The 1,785-nt window shown below is 68.0% G+C and carries 2 protein-coding genes; both read right to left on the reverse strand.

Annotation, left to right across the window (positions count from 1 at the left end):
* The coding region (locus KBX34_RS32840; protein ID WP_210928955.1) for an ABC transporter ATP-binding protein at window positions 1-701 on the reverse strand (701 nt) is incomplete at its 3' end.
* Window positions 701-1,702 (reverse strand): ATP-binding cassette domain-containing protein, encoded by a 1,002-nt coding sequence (locus KBX34_RS32845; RefSeq protein ID WP_307871554.1) that lies wholly within the window; start codon window positions 1,700-1,702, stop codon window positions 701-703. The genes KBX34_RS32840 and KBX34_RS32845, both read right to left, overlap by 1 nt.
* Window positions 1,703-1,785: the final 83 nt, after the last annotated feature.

Genomic DNA, 1,785 nt, shown 5'->3' on the forward strand with positions numbered 1-1,785 from the left:
ACGAATCCTGCGACCCACTGGTTGGCTGGACGCTCGTACACCTCGGTCGGCGTTCCGACCTGTTGCACCTTCCCCTCCTTGAGCACCGCGACCTGGTCGGCCATGGACAGGGCCTCGACCTGGTCGTTGGTCACGTAGACGAAGGTCCCTCCGAGGCTCCGGTGGATGCGGGTGAGCTCGGTGCGCATCTCGACGCGGAGCTTGAGGTCGAGGTTCGTCAGCGGCTCGTCCATGAGAAACGCGCGCGGGCGACGGACCAGCGCCCGGGCCAGGGCGACACGCTGCATCTCACCGCCCGACAACTGCGCGGGACGACGCTGCAGCAGACGTTCGATGTGCAGCAGGCTCGACATCTGCTCGACGGCAGCGGCGATCTCGCTTGGAGAACAGCGGCGTGCCCGCAGCGGTGAGGCGATGTTCTCGTACACCGTGTGTCGCGGGTAGAGGGCGTAGCTCTGGAAGACCATGGCCAGGTCGCGTGCGGCCGGGGCGTCACCGGTCGCGTCCCTGCCGTCCAGATGCACCGACCCGGCGTCAAGCCTGTCAAGGCCGGCTATCGCTCGCAGGGTCGTCGTCTTCCCTGCCCCGGAGGGCCCGAGCACGACGAAGAACGAGCCGTCCGGCACGTCCAGCGTCACCCCGTCCAGGGCTTGGACTTTTCGGAAGGACTTGCGCAGCCCGTGCACTGCCACGGTTCCCATCAGGCCACCAGCTCTTCCGTGCTCACGTCGTAGACCGCCGGGGTCCCGCCGGTGTGCCGCAACCCGACAGTTGCGTCAGCGGCGAAACGGACAGTCGGTGGCATCCGAACCCGGACGTCGCGCTGGCCGCTGTGGTCGACCACGTAGATGATTTCGTCGCCCAGCCACTCCGCCGAGACCACGCGGGCCGGGACCGAACGTTCCGCCCCTGGTGCGGTGACTTCCAGCGCCTCCGGCCGGACGCCTGCGACCAGGCGACGGTCGCGCGGCAGGCCTGACGGTGGCGTGAGGACCAGTCCGCCCTGACCGCGCAGCTTCCCGTCGGCAACCTCCACGTCGATGAGGTTCATCGGCGGTGAACCGATGAATGCGGCGCAGAAAAGACTCGCCGGACGGTCGTAGACCTCCAACGGTGTGCCGATCTGCTCGACGCGGCCCTTGTTGAGGATGGCGATTCGGTGACCGAGCGACATCGCCTCGACCTGGTCGTGGGTGACGTAGACCATCGTCGCCCCCAGTTCCCCCTGCAGGTGCTTGATCTCCGTGCGCATGTCCGCTCTCAACTCGGCGTCCAAATTGGTGAGAGGTTCGTCCATGAGGAAAGCGCGCGGTCGTCGCACCAGGGCGCGAGCAAGCGCGACGCGCTGCTGCTCCCCGCCGGACAGCTGGCGCGGTCGCCGGTCCAGGAGCGGACCAAGCCGCATCAGCCGGGCGGCCTCTTCAACCCGTTTGTGCACCTCGGGCTTGGGCAGTCCCTCGGCCCGCAGTGGGAACGCCAGGTTGTCGCGGGTTTTCAGATGCGGGTAGAGAGCGTAGAACTGGAACACCATGGCGATGTCGCGCTCGGCGGGCGGCAGGTCGTTGACCAGTGTGTCGCCGATGCGGATGTCGCCCGTCGTCTGCCTCTCCAGGCCGGCTATGGCCCGCAGCGTGGTCGTCTTGCCGCAACCCGAGGGGCCGAGCATCACGAACAGCTCGCCGTCGTCGATGGACAGGTCCACGTGGTCGACCGCGACCGTCCCGTCCGGGTAGCGCTTGTGCAGGGCGGTCACCTCGATGCCCGCCATCAGCGTCGCACCGCCCC

It is taken from the genome of Micromonospora sp. M61, from assembly GCF_018070245.1.
Taxonomy (GTDB): Bacteria; Actinomycetota; Actinomycetes; order Mycobacteriales; family Micromonosporaceae; genus Micromonospora; species Micromonospora zamorensis.